Genomic DNA, 19,740 nt, shown 5'->3' on the forward strand with positions numbered 1-19,740 from the left:
GTTGTATGCTATTTTTATTGTATATTATACAATATTACGATATGTTTAATTTCTAGGAGACTGCATTTATGTTTTTTAATTTTTTGAAAAAAGATCTTGTATTTGTTTTGCCAGAAGTAAATTCAAAAGAAGATGTAATTGATTTTTTAGTTGAAAAAATCGATGATAAGGGATATATAGATAGCAAAAAAGAGTTTCTTCAAGGAATTCTTGATAGAGAGAAAATAGGTGACACTTCTTGGGAAAATGGGGTTGCAATTCCCCATTTTATAGGAGATGTTGTTAAGACTAGTTTTATTTCATTGCTTTACATTAAAGGTGCTGGGGTTAAATGGTCTGAAGAAAATCCCCCTGTTAATTTAATATTTTTGATTTGTATGTCAAAAAAGCAACAAGGCAATGAGCATCTTAGGGCTATTGCGTTTATAGCTAAACTTTTTGAAGATGATGCTTTTCAAAATGCTTTAAGTGGTGTTGTTACTACTGATGACATTTATTATTACATAGAGAATGTTCAAAGAAAAGCCAAAGAAGAGGTTTTTGGAGCTACAAAATCAGAGAAAATAGTTGCTGTAACTGCTTGTCCTGTTGGAGTTGCTCATACGTATATTGCAGCAAAGAAAATTGAAAATGAAGCTAAAAAGCAAGGTTACAATATTAGAGTTGAAACCCAAGGATCTATTGGCATTGAAAATGCCTTAACAGAAGAAGAAATTAGGGATGCAGCTGTTGTGATACTTGCTGTTGATAAGGATGTTGATGAAAAGAGATTTGAAGGTAAGAGAGTTTATAAAGTTTCAACTGTAAAAGCAATAAACAATACGGAAAATATTATTAAGGAAGCGTTTAACGCTCCAGTATTTTTTTGCAAAGATTCTGGAGCTAATGGCAGTTATAAAGGCTCTATTGCAACAGGCAAAGATAGTTTTTATAAATATTTAATGAGTGGAGTATCTCCAATGATTCCTGTTGTTGCAACTGGAGGAATTTTAATTGCTCTTAGTATTGCTTTTGTTGGGATTGGTTCTGATGGACCTAATTTTTCTGAGCATCCATTTTATAAGCAGATTGCAGATATTGGTTCTGTAGCTTTTGGAATGATGCTGCCTGTGCTTGCTGGGTTTATTTCAATGGCAATTGCTGATAAGCCTGGTCTTGCTCCAGGTCTTGTTGGTGGAGTAATGTCTGGAAATGTAAAAGCAGGTTTCTTGGGTGCAATATTTGCAGGGTTTCTTGCAGGCTATGTTGCAAGGTTTTTAGCAAAGAGATCTGTTCCTGAGTGGTTAAGGCCCGTAATGCCTATATTTGTGATTCCGCTAATAAGCACTATTATTGTTGGCTTTTTTATGTTGTATGTTGGTGTTTATATTGGAGAATTTATGGCTGTGCTTGAGAGTGGGCTTAAATCTTTACAGAGTAATTCAGAAACGTTTGGTGTGTTGGGTAAAATTTTTTTAGGTTTAGTGCTAGGATCAATGATTACTATTGATATGGGTGGGCCCTTTAATAAAGTGGCATTTCTTTTTGGAGTAGGGCTAATTCCTCAAGTGCCAGAAATAATGGGGATGGTGGCAGCAGCAATTCCTGTTCCCCCTATGGCTATGGGGCTTGCAACTTTTTTAGCGCCTAAATTATTTGAAAATGAAGAGAAAGAATCTGGCAAAATAGCCTTTTTAATTTCATTTATTGGTATTAGTGAAGGAGCTATCCCTTTTGCTGCTAGTGATCCTGGAAGGGTAATTCCTTCAATAGTGTTGGGAGGAGCTGTGTCAAGCATTATTGCTGCTTTTTTAGGTGTTGCTAATCATGCTCCACACGGAGGGCCAATAGTGCTTCCTGTTATTGATAATAAATTTGAGTTTATTATTGCAATTGCTGTTGGAGTTGCAGTTGCAACAACTTTGGTAATTTTTTTGAAATCTTTAAAATTAAAGGAATCTGAATGAATGAATGAAGATAATATTTTTTTAATGAAAAATAATATTAAAGAATATGATTGGGGGGGGATTAGTTTTATTCCCAATCTTTTGGGCGATAAGATTGATGGAAGGCCTAAGGCTGAAATGTGGCTTGGAGCACACAAAACATTTTCTAGTAAGATTTTACATAGAAATGAATATGTGTTTTTAAGCGATTTTTTAGAAGATCATAAAGAGCTTTTAGGTTGTGATGACGAATTTCCTTTTTTGTTTAAGGTATTGTCTGCAAACAAACCTTTATCTATTCAAATTCATCCTTCTAAAGATATTGCCTTAAAAGGGTATGAATCAGAGAATAATAAAGGGATAGACATTAATGATCCTAAAAGGATATATAAAGATAAAAACCCTAAAATTGAACTTATTTATGCCCTGAGTGATTTTTATGCGCTAAAAGGTTTTTTACCTTTGGATGAGATTAAAAAAATTTGTGAAATTCTGAAATTAAATTTCGACTTTCAATCACATAGAGACTTTGTAAAGACTATTTTTGATTTACAAACTTATGAACTTGAGAATATTATTGAAAAAATTTTAAAAAATTTGAATCTTATTGATGATTTTAGAGGTTACTGGTTTAATGAAATTTACAATATTTATGGTGTAGATGTGGGTCTTTTAGTATTTTTGGGCATGAATATTTTAAAACTAAAGCCAGGCGAAGTTTTTTATACAAATAGTCAGGAAGTACATGCATATCTTAAGGGAGACTGCATTGAGCTTATGACCAATTCCGACAATGTTATTAGAGCTGGACTTACTACCAAATATATTGATAAAGAAGAGATGTTAAGAGTTGGGCAATTTGATGAAGGAGCTTTATCATTTTTAAATCCCGATTTTAAAAACAGTTTTAGTGTATTTAGACTTCCAAATACTAATTTGAAATTAATTCAAAAAAAAATAAATGAGAGTATTTGTATCAATAGAAATAGCGCAATGATCTTGTTAGTCTTAGATGGGCGTGTGAATATAAATAAATCCTTAGGCCTTAACAAGGGTGAGAGCATTTTTATAGGCAGAAAAGCTGAAAACTTGTTTATTAATGGAGATGGTCAAGCTTTTATTGCTGGTTTTAATTAAAATTAAGCTTGCTTGTGTAAGCTTAATTTTAATGCCAATTTAATTATTTGGTTAATTAAATGCAAATTTTATGAATCCAAATCCAAAAAAATTGAATTTAACTCCTTCAAATAAAATGTTTGGCTTTGTTAGTAATATTGTTGGTCCTAGTGCAGGATAAACTTTAAATCCTATGTATAAATTTTTTGCAAAGTTATATTCCATTATAAAAGGAATTCTTATAACAGTGCCTATTCTCTCATAATCAGTCTCTTCCTCCTCATCAGGAGGTATAAGGGATGTTTTTGACCAATCTGCACCTATTCCAATGCCACCTCCGATTTTCATATATTGTCCAATTTGCTTTTTGAAAATAATATCTATTCCGCCGTTTAGATAATTTTCAAAATTGTTTGATTTAAGGCCAATAAAACCTCCATATCCAAAATCAATATCTACATAAGGAATTGTAATTATAATGTTTGCAATAGGATTGCCTATTCCGATGCCCATTGAAAATAAGTCATAACTTTTTTTTTCTTTTATACCTTTAAGCTTTGCGATACAGGTGGTTGAATCTTCTTCTTTACTGCATCTGACCATATAATTGTCAGATGCAAAAGAAAGGTGCATTGCACTTAATGCTAATGTTAAAATGTATATTTTTTTAAAATTTTTTATCATTTATTCTCCATTATATATATATTTTTATAAAGCCTGTGCCCAAGAAATTAAATCTAGCTCCTTCAAATGACATTGGACTGCCCAATAGCATAGTTGTTCCAATGGTAGCAACAGCTTTAAACCCAATCACAATATTTTTAAGAAAGCTATATTCTATTACTAAGGGTAGTCTTATTACGACTCCTATTCTATTTTGAAGAGAATCTGATTGTTGAATTTCATTTTCTTCTTCGTCGCCAAGTTTTTCATTCGATTTTTCAGGACTTCCTTTTGACCAATCTGCACCTATTCCAATGCCGCCGGAAATCATAGTGTTTTTGTGTATTTCATCTTTGAATAAAAGATCTATTCCTGCTATAACATAGGGCATGAAATTGTTGGGTTTAAGTCCTACGAACCCTCCGTAGCCAAGGTCTATGTCTACGTATGGGACAGATATTGTAATATTTGTAAGTGGGTATCCAATTCCAAAGCCTATGCCAAATAAACGGCGTACAGACTCTTCTTTTGCAAGAAGTTTTTCAAAATCAAAGTCATCTTCAACCTCCGCTTTGCTTTTTGATTGGGCAGTTAATAAGCCCGTTGTTAAAATAAGTATTATTGTTGCTAATAGCATTCTCATTTAAATTCTCCTTTTTTATATCCAATTTTAGATATTATCTTTACAATATTTTTAATAAAGCGTAAAAAATCAAAAATATCGATGTTTATTTGCTTATTTTGATAGCAAAACTTTATTGTTAATTTGTTCGTTGTTTTGTTTATCAAAAAATTTTTAATCACAAATATAGGTATTATTATACTACTTGACTGGATATTGATGTTAATTTTGTTTGTTTGTATAATGCTTTTGAAAATATATTTTTGCTTTTCTTTTCCGGTCTTTGAAAAAAATGTAAATCTATGAATTTGCAATAAATAAATTTTATTGCAATGTTTTATTTTAAAATACTTGCAAAAAAACTTTATTTGCTTTAAGGCTTTTGAAACTAATTTTAGGCTATTGATCCTTTTGTTCAAAAATTTATCCCAAAAATTTGAATATTAAGTTTTTAATCTATAAACAAATAGTATGTCAAAGTTTTGAATTTAAAATGCTGTTTGATATTATTTTAATTAAGACTAAATTAATTAAAAATAAGTTTAGTATATAATTTATTTTTATTAAACTTATACAAAGCTTATGATTAAACTGTATATTGTTTTTTTTTATTTTTTTTCTTTTTTATTGGGATTTTCAGAAAATATTTTTTTTAAAAATTTAGGATTCTCTAATAATGATCAGTATTTTATGTTTGGCGAATATGGGTTTGAAAATGGATATTATTATTCTTCTGTATACTTTGTTGATGTTATTAAAAATAATTTTGCAGACTCTGGAGTGCATTCTAGGATTTTTAAGGAGCACATTGAGTATTCAGATAGTTACGATAAAAGTCTTTATGAACTTTTAAAGATGATTAATTTTAAAGTTAAGGAATTTAAAATTAATCATCTAAGAAGAGGACGAGAAATTTATTTTTATGTTAAGAGTGAAATTCCAGAAACAGATCTTTTAAATTTTGTTGATTTTAAAACAGGAAATGAATATCAAGTTTTTGTAAATAAGGATATTAATTTTCAAGAACTTTCTTCTTCTTTTAATATTTTTTTATCTGTCAGATATTGTAATTCAACTATAGAAAAACATCTTATTGTTGGAAGAGGGAATTACTATAGGAAAAATGTTATTGATTACAAAATAAGAGAGATTTTTTTATTTCCAAATGAAGATGGAATTGTTTTTGTTTTGGAAAAAATCATGTTAAATTCTTATGGAAATAAATATAAGCGATTTATGGTTGAAATTAAAAAATATTGAATATAATTATTTAGTGTTTTAAGAAGTTTAATGCTTTGTTAAGGATAATGTATGAGTGATTTTATAGCATCAAAAGAAGATGATTATTCTAAATGGTATTTGGATATAGTTCAGAAAGCAAAACTTGCTGATTATAGTCCCGTAAAAGGGTGTATGGTGATTATGCCTTATGGGTATTCTATTTGGAGCAAAATTCAGAGTATACTTGATAAAAAATTTAAAGAGACAGGACATGAGAATGCATATTTTCCCATGCTTATTCCTTATAGTTTTTTAGAAAAAGAAAAGGACCATATTGATGGATTTTCACCTGAGTTTGCTATTATTAAGGATGCTGGTGGAGAAAGTTTGGCGGAGCCTTTAGTTTTAAGGCCTACTTCTGAGACAATTATTTGGAATATGTATAGCAAATGGATTAAGTCTTACAGAGACCTTCCTATTAAAATTAATCAATGGGCAAATGCTATTCGATGGGAGAAGAGAACAAGACCTTTTTTGCGTACTACCGAATTTTTATGGCAAGAAGGACATACTGCTCATGCTACTAAAGAGGAAGCATTAGAAGAAACTTTGCTTATTTTAGATGTATATAGAAAATTTATAGAGGACTATTTAGCTATTCCAGTTTTTTGCGGTAAAAAATCTGAAAAGGAAAAATTTGCGGGAGCTGTTTCTACTTATTCAATTGAGGCGTTAATGCAAGATAAAAAAGCGCTTCAAGCTGCGACATCTCATTATTTAGGTTCAAATTTTGCAAAGGCATTTGGTGTAAAATTTCAAGACAAAGATGGCAAGATGAGACATGTATTTGCTAGTAGTTGGGGTGTTTCTACTAGATTGATTGGTGCTTTGATTATGGTTCATTCTGATGAGAAGGGTTTAATTTTGCCGCCTCGCATTGCTCCAATAGAAATTATTGTTATTCCTATTTTTAAAAAAGAAGATGAAATTAATAAAAGAATTTTGGACTATTCTGATTGTGTTGTGCAGACTTTAAAAAAAGCAGAATTTAGGGTTGAAATTGACAAGGATATTAGAAGTTCTCCAGGATTTAGATTTTCATCTGCTGAGTTTAAGGGAATTCCAATACGTCTTGAAGTAGGGATAAATGATATCCTTTTAAATTCTGTTACTATTGTAAGAAGAGATAAAGACAGAAAATTTAAGTATCAAATATCGCTTGATTCTCTTGTCAGCAAGGTTAAGGCAGAACTTGATTCTATGCAAAAGGATTTATTTAAAAAAGCACTAAATTTTATGACCCTAAATACCAAGGAGATTTTTAGAAACGGGAAGGATAGTTATGAATTATTCAAAGCTCATGTGAGTGATTATTCTGGATTTGTGATTTCTTGTTGGTGTGGTAGTTTGAATTGTGAAAATATTATTAAAAATGAAACTAAAGCTACAATTAGGTGTATTCCTGATGATTTTAAAGCCAAGGATTTAACAGGTATGACTTGTATTTATTGTTCTTCTAAGGCTAAGTATTTTGTTTTATTTGCCAAATCTTATTAATTTATTTGGCTTTAATTAATTTTTTCTTGATCTTCTAATTCTTTAAAATTTATTATATGTATAATTGCAATGTTAAAGGCAAAGTCAATTAGTAAAGCTAAAGAGATTAATATTGGTAGCATTGGTGTTATGTTGGAAACATTTAACTCTATTCCTTTTGTATAGGTAGAGCAAAGCATTGTAATTATATAAATTAAGCTGTTTGGAATATGAGGAAATGCAAGGACAAAAAAAAATGATAAAGTACTCATATAGCTTATTTCGTAGATAGAAATGGGTAAACTAGAATATGATTTTAAAATTATAAAAAATGATATTACTGAAACAAAAATAGTCCCAAATTTAGAAACGAAATTTATCAGAGGTATGTTTATAATTATAGATTTTTTTATATTTATTCTTTCATTTTTAATGTCTTCTATTAAGATCACATAGGGGGAATAAGAATCTTTTGTTAATCCTGAAAATATTATGTTTTGGAATGATACAAAGATTCCTTTATATATCATTCCAAAATTTTTTGTTAATCTATAACTGATTGTTGGTAATATTACGAATAAAATTATAATTGTCCATATCAAAAAGAATGTTATGCTATTTGTGTAATTTTGATAATCTTTAAAGTTTTTCAAACTTGCGGTGTAATCTGCTGTTATAAAAATGATTCCTACATTTAACATATTTGCAATAAATCCATTTGCATGGTAAAAAAGATTGGATGCGCTAAGCATCAGTTCTCTAGCTATTCTGCCCTTTTGTTTTGCATAATAAAAGCTGGTACCTATTATTATTGAAATCATATAGATGCTTAGTAGATTTGGATTGCTAGACGTAAATATTTTGAAAATATTTTTTGGGAAAAATGTTTCTAATAAAGCTTCTTTTTCAAAAAAATATGTATTTTGTACTGTTTTTTCCAGTATTGGAATTCTTTGCGGAAGATATATTATAGCAGCTGTTATTGATACAACAACTCCAGATAGATTAGTTAAAATTCCATAATAAATTGTTTTACTAAAGAGTTTTTTAAAGTTTTTATTTTCAATAATATTTTCAATTCCTAATGGAATTGAAAATATTAAAAAAGGAATAAGAGATAAGTATGATAATCTTATAAAAGCATGGGATAAAGAGCTGTAAATCTCAAGAGGGAGAAATAATCCCAAAAAGATTCCAATAGGTAGAGTGAAAAAAAAATTAATTTTTACATTCATATGACTTTTCCTTTCAGAGATTCAAGGTATACTGCGTATAATAAATAGTACTAAATTTTTTTGTAAATATAAACTTTAGAGTTAAAATTGTACTTGTGTTTTTGTATTGTTTGTTGGTGTTTTTGGGGGTTGTTTGTATAAATATCCTGATTCTGTAGATACAGATTTAGATGCAAGATTACCAAATATTTTAACTTTAGAGGAGCATGATAAGCAATTTTTTACTAAAGATTTTTATAAAAATCTTATTTCAAGCAGTAAAGAAATTGGTCTTAAGCTTCATAAAGTTTTAGTGGATTATTTAAATCCACAGTCAGAAGAGGTTGACAGAGTTTTAAAATATAATCAAGTGATTAATATTTATTGGTCTTTTCTCAGATCAATTGCAAAAAATATTTCAAAATTGACCATGGAGCAGAAAATTTTATTTAGATTTGCTGCTCTTATTCCGAATGCACTTGGATCTGAAATTCAGCTATTGATTTCAAAAACTATTTGGGACAATCATTATAATGAGTCTTTTATTTATTTTGATGAATGGCTTTATGGGGTTCATAGTTTTAAGCTTAGTAGATTAGCAACTGATTTATCGGTGGATAATTTTAAAGAAGAAGATCTAGAAAAAATTTTGCTCAATAAGAAAGAAAAACTTTTGGCAAATATTGATTTTGCAAAGAGCAGTCTTAAAAGAACCGATAAGATTAGAGAAGAAGCTCTTTGCAAGTTAAGAAGTATGTTTGGATTTTTATTTTCAAATAATAGTCAAAACGATTCAACTTATATGTCTGAATACGAAGTGCAAAGTCCTTATTCTAATTCAATTTTAAAGCCTTTAAATTTTGCTGGTGATTATGTTGATGACCTTATTAAGTCAAATAGAGATATCAATGTTTTTATTAATAAAATTGAAGATGCTAACAGAGAGCTTTTTGAAATTCAAAATAAAATGAATAATATTGGAATGTCTCTTGAATCAACCATTGCATATGATGAGGTTGAGGTTATCAGAAGTGCTAATAAACTTGCAATAGGGTCAAGAGGCAATCATTTTCCTATTCTTTTGAGAAATAATGTAGTTGCTAACCCCCAATTTTTTGGAAGTAGAGAAAGAATTATGCAGCTTGTTTGGGAAATCGAAGATATTCAGCCCAGACTTTTTCAAAAAGCTTACAGAGGAGATTTGATTAGGGTAGTTCCTTATTTTATATTAATACCTTCTTATGGAGATAAAGGAATTTGTTGGGAATCAATTGATATTAAGAACAGAGCAAATGGCAGGGGTAAAATATTAATACCTATGTATGCCAAAAACTTAAGAAAAGCGGTTATTTTAGGCATTGGCGATTTTGTTTGGGAACTTGCAAAAGAACAAGCTTCTTTTAGATGGATGGAAACAGGACTTACAGGGCAATATTACGATTATTATGTTAAGTTTATTAAAAAAGGAAATGTTAAAAATTTTTTTCTAGAAGATTATTTTCTTTGGATAGAGAAGGAAAGTAAAGGAATTCAAAAGCTTGAGAAATTGGTACGTGGTATAATGTGGAGAAATTTACCCTTTTCTAAAAATTTAAAAGAGGTACTTGCTAAAAAATCTTTTATATACAAGGATCTGATTGATAAAGATAAAAATATTCAAGCATCCGATGGATATTGAATTTGTTTTTTTATTTTGCTAGAATTCTAATTATTTCTTTGTTTTTAAGTGTTTTAAGTTCTTTTTTGTAATTGTCGTCAATGTAAATTTTTTTCTTCCCCATTGATTCGATTAATTTTATATTTTCTGTTTTTATTGCAGCTTGCATTGGTGTTTTTCTATTTTCAAGCGTAGAGCTTAAATCAGCTCCACTTTCTTTTAAAAATTCAAATATTTTTTCGTTACTAGTATATATTGCCCAAAATATTGGAGAATGACCCGTATCATCTATTTGATTAAGTCTTATTCCATAATCTATTAATATTTTTACGATTTCAAATTCATTGTTTATTATTGAAATTGAAATTGGAGATATTTTATGTTTAAAGTTTATTTCTGCTCCAAGATTTAGCGCAATTAAAACTCCTTTTTTATTGTTGAAAAAAACAGATATTATAAAAAGATCGTTTTTAATTTTTTCTAAATTTTGTAAGGTTTTTTTATCGTTTATATTTATTGAATTTATAAATTTATTTAGAGTGTTTTTATTGTTTTGATAATCTTTGCTATTGAAAGTATATAAATTTTTTTGTAATTCTTTTACTATTGAGACACTTGTATTAGTGTTTGTTGAATTTAAATTCATTATTATTTGTAATAACAATAAAGGTACAATGAATTCTTTTTTCATGTTTTAGAGATTTATGTTCCTTTAATAAAGTGTTTAATTTTAGATGATTGCTTTTTTAATAAGTATAAATTAACATTTATTATAGTTTATCATAAGAGCATTTTTCAATGTTTTTGGTCATAATTGACAATTATGAAATGATTTTTTGCCTATTTTATACTAAATTTATAATTTAGGTTTTAGTTTTACTGTTTTGATAGTTTTTGTATTGGTGTTGATATAAAATGTGGTTATGTTAAGTTAGTATTTGCAAAATTTTGATAATTTTTTAAATTGAGGTGTGTATTTTATTATATATAGTTTATATTGTAAAATGCTTTTATGAATCTGTTGATTGAAATTGCTAAATTTGTTTTGATTTTGTTTTTGTTTCTTTCTTGTAAGCAAAAACAAAGTGAGATTCAAAATCTTATTTATCTTTTAAAATCTTCTAATAAGAATAGATTAGATAAGTTTCTTATTATTGATAGGGTTGTTAATATATGTATTGCAAATAAAAATTATGAAAATGCTTTAGAAATTGTAAATAGTGGAATTATTGATGATGGATCTAGAGAATATTATCCTTTGTACCTTTATTTAATGGGCAACATTTATAATTCTATGGGAGAAGATTTTGTAGCTTTTAGTATTTACAAGCATGTTGTTGACAATTTTGATGATTTTTTTTACGAAAACCGTTCAGTGAAAACAAGAGTGGCTAAAAAGATTGTTAATTTAAATATTGATTCAATCGATAAGATCAAGTATTATAAATTTATATTAAATACAGGAATTGATGATTTAAATAGTGAGGAAAAGGGTAATTATTTTTATAATCTTGCATTAAGTTTGGAAGATGTTCAAGATTATGATGAATCTTATTTCTATTATAAAAAATTTCTTTCAATTCCAAGATCACAATTAAAAATAGATTCTAGAGACTATTTCAATGTTGTTACAAAAATTAATTATTTTAATAATCCAGAGTTTGTTGTTTATAGAAATTTGGGAGATTTAATCCAAGATGTTAAAAATTTTGTTCTTTCCGGGGATACTTCTAAATTGCTTAATATAAGAGATAAGAATAATTTTTTTATTCAAAGCTGGGATCAAAAGGGCGGAAAAAGTAATTCCATTAATACTAACAGCTTTTTAACCACTATGATTAAGCTTGGGGTGAGAAGAAAAAACGGAATACAATTTGCAAAGCATCTTGAGGCGGATTCTAGCGATGATATATCTTATCTTGAATCAAGTGGCTGGGACCATATTCGGGAATGGTATTTTGTTTTTAAAAAAATTGTTTATCCTAAAGATCCAGAAATTAATAATGGTTGGACTTGGATAGGTGTTTATTTAGGTAAAAAATAATAGGAAGAAGATAATGCATTTTCTTAAGTTTCTTTTTAGTTATTTATTTATACTTTATTCTAATGTTTCTATAATAAAAGATGATGTTGCCGAGACAAGTGTGCATAGAATAATCGATTGGGATAGGAAGGTTATTTGTTTTGATATTGTTAAGGAAATTAATGAAAATGAATTTAGGCCAGTAGGTTTAAATACAGCGTCTAAATTAATAGCAACCATTAATGATTTTAAAGATACGCTAATAAGAGAGTCTCTTTTTAAGATAATTATGGACTCTGAAAACACTTTTAAGGATTATTTTGACCTAAACCCCAGCTTAATACTTAATTTTTCAGGTCCCAATAGTATTTTGAAAAGATCTTATATAAAATATTCAGAAGATTTAAGAAGTTTAACTGTTAGGTATGAGCTTAGTCTTTTTCCCGATTTTATAAATTTATTTTTTTCGCATGAAAAACCTTATAAAGCTTTTTATCCATTGGTAAATTCTGATGTTGATAAAACCGATTATACAGGAGTTGTGATTTATGTAGGTGAAGTCTACAATAATGCTTTTGGTTCTAAAAAATTAGAAGACTCTTTTTTTATCAAAATTTATGATGAAAACATTAGGCCATATTTTGACAAGAGAATGGTTTCTTCAGAAGCTTTGAGAAAATGGGGAATGCTTGAATATAGTAATGATGTTCTTTATAACAATAAAAATAGGATTGGATACCGTCCTTTAAAATTAGTTGCCAAAAGTATTTATGGTAAAAACAATACAGATATTATACTCGACGAGTATAATATTAATAAGTTATTTTCAAATAGTAACAACATTAAGCTTTTACAAGACGGAAAACTTGTTGTAATAAAGTAAGAAAATTAAACTTGGTACTTGTTTTTTTCCAAGTAATCAACTAAGATAATAAAGAGTTTTATAAGGAATTAATGCCCTTATAGCTCAGTTGGTAGAGCACCACCATGGTAAGGTGGGGGTCGTCGGTTCAAGTCCGATTGAGGGCTTTTATTGGTAGTTAGGAGTTTTGTTGTATGGGTAAAAAGAAGGGAAAAGGAGCTGTTGAGCTTATATCTTTGATTTGCGAAGAGACCGGAATTAGGAATTATACCACTACTAAGAATAGACGTAATAAGCAAGAGAAGTTAGAATTGATGAAATATTGTCCAAAATTACGGAAACACACTCTTCATAAGGAAGGAAAAATAAAATAATAAATAATAGGTCAGTAGTTCCAACGGTAGAACGACAGTCTCCAAAACTGTATGTTGGGGGTTCGAATCCCTCCTGACCTGTTGTTAGAATTAAAGTGAGGCTTTAAGTGTTTAGGTTTATCAGAGATAGTATCTTGGAGCTTAAGAAGGTAACATGGCCTAAGTATAATGAGGTGGTTGAAAATGGAAAACAAGTTTTTTGGTTGGTATTATTTGTTTCAATCTTCTTAGGTATAGTTGATTATCTCATGTTTCTTGTTGTAACTTATGTATTTTAGTTTGATTTTAAGAAGGGCAAATTATGTCTAGAGCTTGGTATGTAGTTCAAACTTATTCTCAATATGAGAAAAAGATAGAGCAAGACATAAGACTTTTAATAAGTGAAGGTGTTTTTGGTAGTGTAGTGTTAGATGTCAAAGCTCCTATTGAAAAAGTGGAAGAGATAAGAAATGGTAAGAAAAGAATAAGAGAGAGAAAAATTTGGCCAGGTTATATTCTTATTGAGCTAGATCTTCCAGAAGTAGGTTGGAAAGATATTGTTGCTAATATTATTAAAGTTCAAGGTGTTATTAATTTTGTTGGTGTTAGCAAGGGGCAAAGACCTATTCCTATCAATGATGAAGAAGTAAAAAGTGTTTTTATGCTTACTGGTGAGATTAAAGCAAATAAATCTATTTTTATGCTTTATGACTTTGAAGAAGGAGAAAGGGTCAGAATTAAAGGCGGACCTTTTGATTCCTTTGAAGGGCTTATTAGTTCTATTGATTACGAAAGAAAGAAATTAAAAGTTGCAGTTCAAATTTTTGGAAGGTCAACGCCTGTTGAAGTTGATTTTCAGCATATAGAAAAGATTTAAAATTTGATACTAATGGGAGCTTTGAAGGCGTTATTACCATAAGGAGATAACAATATGGCAAAAAAAAAAGCAATTTCTTGGATTAAATTGCAGGTTCCAGCTGCTCAAGCAGCTCCAGGAGCTAAAATAGGGCAAGCGCTTGGACCCCATGGAGTTAGTGGGCCCCAGTTTGTAAAGGAATTTAATGAGAGAACCTCAAAGATGGATCCCGGCATTGTGGTTCCTGTTATCATTACTGTTTATAGCGACAAAAGTTTTTCTTTTATTATAAAGACTCCCCCGGCTTCAATTTTAATTAAAAAAGCTATTGGGATAGAATCAGGATCTAAAAAATCCAACACAGATAAAGTTGGAACTATATCAAAAGAAAAGTTGATGGAGATAGCAAAAATTAAAATGCCTGATTTAAATGCAAAGTCGGAATCAGCAGCATTTAAGATTATTTCAGGAAGTGCGCGTTCGATGGGTGTTGAGGTAGAAAAATAATGTCAAAAAAGGGTAAAAAATATATTGCGGCTTTTTCCAAAGTAGATAAGAGTAAGTTTTATAGCATTGAAGATGCAATTTTATTGTTAAAGGAAGTTAAATTTGTTAAATTCGATGAAACCATAGATATATCTGTTAACCTTAATTTAAAAAAGAATCATACTGTTAGAGACACTATAGTTTTGCCAAATCAGTTTATGAAGCCAAAAAGAATACTTGTTTTTGCAAAAGGTGATCGAGCAGATGAGGCTAGGGCTTTTGGTGCAACTTATGTTGGAGATGATGATCTTATAAATAAGATTAAAGGTGGTTGGGATGAATTTGATATTGTTGTTGCAACTCCTGATATGATGAAGGATGTTGGAAGACTCGGCCCTATTTTAGGGAAAAGAGGTTTAATGCCCAATCCAAAAACTCAAACAGTTACAAATAATCTTAAGGATGCAATCAGCAGCCTTAAAAAAGGTCGAACAGAATTTAGAGCAAATAAAAATGGTGTAATAAGCTTTTCTCTTGGTAAGTCTTCTATGGACAATGAAAAGATAAAAGAAAATTATGAGGAATTTATCAAGGAAGTTATTAAAAGAAGACCGAGCGACTTGAAGGGAGTTTTTATAGATAGTATTTATATTTCAAGTACTATGGGGCCTTCTATAAAAGTTGATTTTGTTTGGAGGTGACAGTATGAGTGCAAAGGTAAATTCTAAAAAGTTGGAAATGTTCGATTTATTAAAAAAATTTATAGATAGTAAGCAAAATCTTTTTTTCTTAGATTATAGAGGCTTGAGTGTATCTCAGTTGACAGATCTTCGCAATAAAATAGAAAGCGAACATGGAGCCTTAAAAGTTGTTAAAAACAATATAATGAAGATGGTTTTAAAAGAAAAGAATATTAATGTTGTTGATTCTTGTTTGGTTGGGCCTACAGTTGTTGTTGCTGCGCTGGAGGAGGCTAATGTAATAGCAAAGATTTTTTACGATTTTGTAAAAAATAGTACCTTAAAAGTAAAGGGTGGTTTTGTTTTAGGAGAGTTTTATAATGAGGCTAAAGTTCAAGCTTATAGCAAGCTTCCTACCAAAAAAGAGTCTATTTCTTTGTTTGCTAGCGTGTTAAAAGCGCCAGTTTCTAAGCTTGCAAGAACATTAAAAGCTTTGGCTGATGTTAAAAATTAACATGGCAGTGTTAGTCTTAATTTTTGAGTGCATGCTATCACTGTAAAATGAAATATATAAGGAGTTAATATGGCACTAAATAAAGAAGATATTTTAGCTTGGCTTGAGGGTGCAAAAACTATGGAAGTTGTTGACCTTGTAACAGCTATTGAAGAAAAGTTTGGAGTAACTGCTGCTGCTGTTGCTGCTGTTGGAGGGGGTGCTGCTTCAACAGGCTCAGCCGATTCTGAAGAACAAACCGAATTTGATGTAATTCTTATGTCTTTTGGTGATAGCAAGATAAATGTTATAAAAGAGGTTAGAGCTATTACAGGACTTGGTCTTGGAGAAGCTAAGGCTTTAGTTGAATCTGCTCCCAAAGCTATTAAAGAAGGTCTTTCTAAGTCAGATGCTGAGGAATTGAAAAAGAAACTTGAGGCAGTTGGCGCAAAAGTTGAAGTTAAATAAAAAATTAAAAATATATCAAAGTTGTTATTCCGCATGTCGTTATGATATGCGGCTTGTTATGTCTTAAAAAAGGAGTCTTTTAATGGTAAAAAGAGTTCATCTGGGACAAGGAAGAGCTGATGAGATTTTAGACTTACCTAACCTGATAGAAATACAATTAAATTCTTATGAAAAATTTTTACAACTTGATAAATTAAAAAATAAAAAACCTTTACTCAATGAAGGCCTTGAGTCTGTTTTTAGAAATATATTTCCCATCAAAAGTGGCAATGGTGATGTCGCTCTTGAGTATGAAAGATACTATATAGAAAATGATGCTCTTGATTTTACAGAAAAAGAATGTAAAAGAAAAGGTCAAAGTTATGAAGCTGTTTTAAAAGTAAGGCTAAATTTGCAATTTTTGACTACTGGGGAAATAAGGCAAAAAGACGTGTATATGGGAACTATTCCTTTAATGACAGAAAGGGGCACTTTTATTATCAATGGGGCTGAGAGGGTTGTTGTTTCTCAGATTCATAGATCTCCAGGAGTTGTTTTTTATAAAGAAAAAGATTTGTATTCCGCTAGAATAATTCCTTATCGCGGTTCTTGGTTAGAATTTGAGATTGATTCTAAAAAAGATTATCTTTATGTAAAAATAGATAGAAAAAAAAGAATACTCATAACTCTTTTTTTAAGAGCTTTAGGGTTTGATACGAGAGAAAAAATAATAGAAACTTTTTATAACATTAAAAAAATTAAAGTCGAGGACGGCACAAAAAGAGATCTTCCAGGTCAATATTTAGCCAAGAGTATTAGCATAAAAGAGAATATGTATTATCGAGCAGGAGATAAAATTACTCTGCAAGATGTTGAAGATTTTTTACAAAATGGAGTAAATGAAATAGAACTTGTTGATTTTGATGGTTATGATTCTATTTCTGGAAAGTACTTTGTGAGTTCAAATGTTATTTTAAATTGTCTTGAGAAAGAGGATGCTTTTTTTGCCTTAAAGGATGGTTCTAAAGAGCTCCCAAAAGAATCGGTTATGCTTGCTGTTTATGGTGCTCTTTTTCCCGGTGAGCCAATATCGATTGATAATGCTGAGAATGATTTAAAAACCATATTCTTTTCTGAAAGAAGATATGATCTTGGACGTGTGGGGCGTTACAAACTTTCTAAAAAATTTGGATTTGACGATTTAAGTACATCGGTTTTAACTATGAATGACATTGTTAATACTATATCTCATCTTTTGAGAATATATGAAGGCCATGATGTTCTTGATGATATTGATCATTTAGGAAATAGAAGGGTTCGTTCTGTTGGAGAGCTTCTTACCAATATATATAAAGGGGCTATGTCAAGAGTTGAAAAAATTGCTAAAGATAGAATGTCTAACAAGGAAGTTTTTAATCTAAAGCCCCAAGAATTAATAAGTGTTAAACCTATTGTATCTGCTGTTAAAGAATTTTTTGCAACCAGTCAGCTCTCACAGTTCATGGATCAGGTTAATCCTTTGGCCGAACTTACCCATAAAAGGCGTCTTAATGCTCTTGGGCCGGGGGGGCTTTCAAGAGATAGAGCAGGATTTGAAGTAAGAGATGTACATTATACTCATTATGGCAGAATGTGTCCTATTGAAACTCCCGAAGGACCAAATATTGGGCTTATTGTTTCTTTGGCTACTTATTCTAGAGTTAATGATTATGGTTTTTTAGAAACTCCTTATAGGAAGGTTGTTAATGGAAAGGTGACTGACGAATTAGAATATTTATCTGCTATTGACGAAGAGAAAAAATGTATTGCTCAAGCTAATGCTGCTTTTAATTCTAATGGAAAATATCTTGAAGATTTAGTTTCTGTTAGAATTTCTGGTGATTATACTACAACAAATCCTAAAAATATAGACTATATGGATGTCTCTCCTAGGCAGTTAATTTCAGTATCTTCGGCATTAATTCCTTTTCTTGAGCACAATGATGCAAATCGAGCTCTTATGGGTTCTAATATGCAAAGACAAGCGGTACCTCTGCTTTTTCCTAAACCTCCGATTGTTGGTACGGGCATGGAAAGTGTTGTTGCAAAGGATTCAGGAGTAGTAGTTAAGGCTAAAAGAAGTGGAGAAGTCATTCTTGCAACAAGTAATAAAGTAGTTGTTAAGCCTTTTGAATCAGAGAATGCTAAAGATTTAGATGAGTATCATATTGTTAAGTACGAAAGAACAAATCAAGATACTTGTTTTAATCAATCTGTTTTGGTTAAAGAGGGTCAAAAGGTTGAAAGGGGTGAGATAATAGCTGATGGCCCTGCTACTAGATATGGAGAGCTTGCTCTTGGTAATAATTTATTGTTAGGGGTTATTCCTTGGAATGGATTTAATTATGAGGATGCCATATTGATTTCTGACCGAATCGTAAAAGAAGATCTTTATACATCTATTCATATTAAAGAATTCAGCATAGAGGTAAGAGAGACTAAGCTTGGTCCTGAGAAGGTTACAGGAGATATACCAAATGTTAGCGAAAAGATACTAAACAAATTGGATGAAAATGGGATTATACGGATAGGGACTTATGTAAAGCCTGGGGATATTTTGGTTGGTAAAGTTACTCCAAAGTCAGAAGGAGACATTACTCCTGAATTTAGACTTTTAACTTCCATTTTTGGAGAAAAAGCAAAAGATGTTAAAAATAATTCGTTAAAAGTTCCCCATGGTACTGAGGGCACAGTTATTGATGTTCAAAGGATTACTAAAGAGGATGTTGGCAATCTTTCTCCTGGGGTTGAGGAGATACTTAAAGTTTATGTTGCTAAAAAAAGGAAGCTTAAAGAGGGTGATAAAATGGCTGGACGACATGGCAATAAGGGTGTTGTTGCAAAAATTCTTCCCGTTGAAGATATGCCTTATCTTGCAGATGGGACTCCCCTTGACATATGCTTAAATCCTTTAGGAGTTCCATCTAGAATGAATATCGGACAGTTAATGGAATCGCAATTAGGTCTTGCTGGTAAATATTTAGGTGAATCTTACAATGTTCCTGTTTTTGAATCTGCTACAAATGAACAGATTCAAGAAAAATTAAAAAAAGCTGGATTTAATCCAACTTCTAAAGAAGTTTTATATGATGGTTATACGGGAGAGCCGTTTGAAAATGAAGTAATGGTTGGAGTGATTTACATGCTTAAACTTCACCATCTTGTCGATGATAAAATGCATGCAAGATCAACAGGGCCATATTCTCTTGTTTCCCAACAACCTCTTGGAGGAAAAGCTCAATTTGGTGGGCAAAGACTTGGAGAAATGGAGGTTTGGGCTCTTGAGGCTTATGGTGCAGCTCACACTCTTCAAGAACTTTTAACAGTTAAATCTGATGATATGTCGGGTAGAGTCAAGATATATGAGAATATAGTAAAAGGTGTTCCTACTAATGTATCAGGGATCCCCGAGTCCTTTAATGTGCTAATGCAAGAGCTTAGAGGGCTTGGACTTGATTTGTCAATTTATGATGATAATGGCAATCAAGTTCCTTTGACAGAGAAAGAAGAAGAATTGATTAATAAAAGCTAAGTTTTTGGAGTTTTT

General features: G+C 30.3%; 20 protein-coding genes and 2 tRNA genes. 17 read left to right on the top strand and 5 right to left on the bottom strand.

The features are described 5' to 3' along the window. Nucleotides 1-68 precede the first annotated feature (68 nt). Both BLO14_RS02250 and manA read left to right on the top strand, forming a co-directional pair. Entirely contained in the window at nucleotides 69-1,946 is a 1,878-nt protein-coding gene (locus BLO14_RS02250; RefSeq protein WP_091972329.1) for a fructose-specific PTS transporter subunit EIIC, read from the top strand. Next, nucleotides 1,947-3,062: a mannose-6-phosphate isomerase, class I gene (manA, locus tag BLO14_RS02255; protein ID WP_091972331.1), complete on the top strand. Its 1,116-nt coding sequence runs from the start codon at nucleotides 1,947-1,949 to the stop codon at nucleotides 3,060-3,062. A gap of 51 nt (nucleotides 3,063-3,113) precedes the next feature. Here the strand turns inward: manA and BLO14_RS02260 are convergent, their stop codons facing one another. From BLO14_RS02260 to BLO14_RS06115, 3 genes are read right to left on the bottom strand one after another with little or no spacing between them, the layout of a single operon-like run. After that, nucleotides 3,114-3,725, bottom strand: a complete 612-nt coding sequence (locus tag BLO14_RS02260; RefSeq protein ID WP_091972333.1) for a DUF3996 domain-containing protein — start codon at nucleotides 3,723-3,725, stop codon at nucleotides 3,114-3,116. A 10-nt stretch (nucleotides 3,726-3,735) separates the two neighbouring features. Further along, on the bottom strand, nucleotides 3,736-4,347 hold the full coding sequence (locus tag BLO14_RS02265) for a DUF3996 domain-containing protein (protein WP_091972336.1): 612 nt from the start codon (nucleotides 4,345-4,347) through the stop codon (nucleotides 3,736-3,738). Next, nucleotides 4,344-4,745, bottom strand: a complete 402-nt coding sequence (locus BLO14_RS06115) for a hypothetical protein (protein ID WP_091972338.1) — start codon at nucleotides 4,743-4,745, stop codon at nucleotides 4,344-4,346. Before BLO14_RS06115 ends, BLO14_RS02265 begins: the two co-directional genes overlap by 4 nt. A 163-nt stretch (nucleotides 4,746-4,908) precedes the next feature. Here BLO14_RS06115 and BLO14_RS02275 point away from each other — a divergent pair, with 163 nt between their 5' ends. Continuing rightward, a complete protein-coding gene (locus BLO14_RS02275) occupies nucleotides 4,909-5,586 on the top strand; it encodes a DUF2259 domain-containing protein (protein ID WP_091972340.1) in 678 nt (225 codons plus the stop codon). Between the two features lie 51 nt (nucleotides 5,587-5,637). Beyond that, nucleotides 5,638-7,104, top strand: coding sequence for a proline--tRNA ligase (gene proS, locus BLO14_RS02280; RefSeq protein WP_091972342.1), 1,467 nt, complete (start codon nucleotides 5,638-5,640; stop codon nucleotides 7,102-7,104). A gap of 11 nt (nucleotides 7,105-7,115) precedes the next feature. Here the strand turns inward: proS and BLO14_RS02285 are convergent, their stop codons facing one another. After that, the gene (locus BLO14_RS02285; RefSeq protein ID WP_091972344.1) at nucleotides 7,116-8,318 is read right to left on the bottom strand and encodes a dicarboxylate/amino acid:cation symporter; all 1,203 of its coding nucleotides are present in this window, start codon (nucleotides 8,316-8,318) and stop codon (nucleotides 7,116-7,118) included. A gap of 106 nt (nucleotides 8,319-8,424) precedes the next feature. On the opposite strand from BLO14_RS02285, the gene BLO14_RS02290 reads away from it, so the two are divergent. After that, the gene (locus BLO14_RS02290) at nucleotides 8,425-9,975 is read left to right on the top strand and encodes a hypothetical protein (RefSeq protein WP_091972346.1); all 1,551 of its coding nucleotides are present in this window, start codon (nucleotides 8,425-8,427) and stop codon (nucleotides 9,973-9,975) included. Between the two features lie 10 nt (nucleotides 9,976-9,985). Here the strand turns inward: BLO14_RS02290 and BLO14_RS02295 are convergent, their stop codons facing one another. Further along, complete coding sequence (locus BLO14_RS02295; RefSeq protein ID WP_091972347.1) at nucleotides 9,986-10,645, bottom strand: ankyrin repeat domain-containing protein; 660 nt, start codon at nucleotides 10,643-10,645, stop codon at nucleotides 9,986-9,988. A gap of 321 nt (nucleotides 10,646-10,966) precedes the next feature. Between BLO14_RS02295 and BLO14_RS02300 the strand changes: the two genes are divergently transcribed. The 12 genes from BLO14_RS02300 to rpoB all read left to right on the top strand — a co-directional run bounded on the left by BLO14_RS02300 (nucleotide 10,967) and on the right by rpoB (nucleotide 19,725). Then, nucleotides 10,967-11,998 (top strand): hypothetical protein, encoded by a 1,032-nt coding sequence (locus tag BLO14_RS02300; protein ID WP_091972349.1) that lies wholly within the window; start codon nucleotides 10,967-10,969, stop codon nucleotides 11,996-11,998. A gap of 13 nt (nucleotides 11,999-12,011) precedes the next feature. Further along, on the top strand, nucleotides 12,012-12,860 hold the full coding sequence (locus BLO14_RS02305; protein WP_091972351.1) for a hypothetical protein: 849 nt from the start codon (nucleotides 12,012-12,014) through the stop codon (nucleotides 12,858-12,860). A 73-nt stretch (nucleotides 12,861-12,933) separates the two neighbouring features. Continuing rightward, nucleotides 12,934-13,006: transfer RNA gene (locus BLO14_RS02310), tRNA-Thr, on the top strand. Between the two features lie 27 nt (nucleotides 13,007-13,033). Further along, on the top strand, nucleotides 13,034-13,213 hold the full coding sequence (gene rpmG, locus BLO14_RS02315) for a 50S ribosomal protein L33 (RefSeq protein WP_002556991.1): 180 nt from the start codon (nucleotides 13,034-13,036) through the stop codon (nucleotides 13,211-13,213). Nucleotides 13,214-13,221: 8 nt separating this feature from the next. After that, nucleotides 13,222-13,294 (top strand) — tRNA-Trp (locus BLO14_RS02320). Nucleotides 13,295-13,320: 26 nt separating this feature from the next. Beyond that, nucleotides 13,321-13,491, top strand: coding sequence for a preprotein translocase subunit SecE (gene secE / locus BLO14_RS02325; protein ID WP_091972353.1), 171 nt, complete (start codon nucleotides 13,321-13,323; stop codon nucleotides 13,489-13,491). Nucleotides 13,492-13,514: 23 nt separating this feature from the next. After that, nucleotides 13,515-14,069 (top strand): transcription termination/antitermination protein NusG, encoded by a 555-nt coding sequence (nusG, locus tag BLO14_RS02330; protein WP_091972355.1) that lies wholly within the window; start codon nucleotides 13,515-13,517, stop codon nucleotides 14,067-14,069. A gap of 54 nt (nucleotides 14,070-14,123) precedes the next feature. Next, complete coding sequence (rplK, locus tag BLO14_RS02335; protein ID WP_091972357.1) at nucleotides 14,124-14,555, top strand: 50S ribosomal protein L11; 432 nt, start codon at nucleotides 14,124-14,126, stop codon at nucleotides 14,553-14,555. Further along, complete coding sequence (rplA, locus tag BLO14_RS02340; protein WP_091972359.1) at nucleotides 14,555-15,235, top strand: 50S ribosomal protein L1; 681 nt, start codon at nucleotides 14,555-14,557, stop codon at nucleotides 15,233-15,235. Before rplK ends, rplA begins: the two co-directional genes overlap by 1 nt. Before the next feature lie 4 nt (nucleotides 15,236-15,239). Further along, nucleotides 15,240-15,728, top strand: a complete 489-nt coding sequence (gene rplJ, locus BLO14_RS02345; protein ID WP_091972361.1) for a 50S ribosomal protein L10 — start codon at nucleotides 15,240-15,242, stop codon at nucleotides 15,726-15,728. Nucleotides 15,729-15,797: 69 nt separating this feature from the next. Further along, the gene (gene rplL / locus BLO14_RS02350; protein ID WP_091972363.1) at nucleotides 15,798-16,175 is read left to right on the top strand and encodes a 50S ribosomal protein L7/L12; all 378 of its coding nucleotides are present in this window, start codon (nucleotides 15,798-15,800) and stop codon (nucleotides 16,173-16,175) included. An 82-nt stretch (nucleotides 16,176-16,257) separates the two neighbouring features. After that, nucleotides 16,258-19,725 carry a DNA-directed RNA polymerase subunit beta gene (gene rpoB, locus BLO14_RS02355; protein ID WP_091972365.1) on the top strand — a complete coding sequence of 1,156 codons (3,468 nt, stop codon included), beginning with the start codon at nucleotides 16,258-16,260 and terminating at the stop codon, nucleotides 19,723-19,725. Nucleotides 19,726-19,740: the final 15 nt, after the last annotated feature.

The sequence above is a fragment of the Borreliella japonica genome (assembly GCF_900099615.1).
GTDB lineage: Bacteria > Spirochaetota > Spirochaetia > Borreliales > Borreliaceae > Borreliella > Borreliella japonica.